Source organism: Aminobacter sp. P4_D5 (assembly GCF_056401815.1).
The window spans coordinates 1-571 of record NZ_JBFUIP010001143.1 but is presented as its reverse complement, the minus strand read 5'-3'; the positions used below and the strand labels follow the sequence as shown (position 1 = coordinate 571).

Below are 571 nucleotides of genomic sequence, written 5' to 3'. Positions count from 1 at the left end.
AGGCGTCGAGGGCGGTCGCGCGTTCGGCGAGAAACTCGGCGCGCTGATAGGTTTTCATCACGCCCGAAATCGTCCCGGCCGAGTGGTTCAGCAGACGGTCGGCCACATGCGGCGGAAAGCCGGCGCCGGCCAGCCAAGTGACGCCAGCGCGACGGAAATCATGCAGCACCCAGCCGGGCATCACATCGGCCGCTTGCCCAGCGTCGGCCGCTTCCTTCTCCCGCGCTTTGGCAATGGCTTTGCCGAGTTCGCGCTTAACCCAGCTATGCCCGCTGATCGGCCGCAGCCGCCCCGCCGTCATGGAGCCGAACACCAGCACATCGCCACCGGGCAGAAAGGGCAGCGGCTTGCCCGGTTTGGCGCCCAGCCGCTCGCGCAACAGGGCGCGCGCCGCTTCGCTCAGATGGACCACATGGGCGCGACCATTCTTCGTTCGGCCGGCCGGCTGCGTCCATGTCGAGAGGTCGGGCGCCACCTCGCCCCAGGTCATGCCGCACACCTCATCCCGTCGCGCCAGTGTCAGCAGCAGGAAGCGGATGGCAGGGGCGTAGGGCGCTGCGAGGGTGCCAGC

At 69.0% G+C, this 571-nt stretch carries 1 protein-coding gene; it reads right to left on the bottom strand.

What is annotated here, in order from left to right:
• Positions 1 to 499: tyrosine-type recombinase/integrase (locus tag AC1DWF_RS37150; RefSeq protein WP_476843428.1), on the bottom strand; the 499-nt coding region annotated here is incomplete at its 3' end.
• Positions 500 to 571 lie beyond the last annotated feature (72 nt).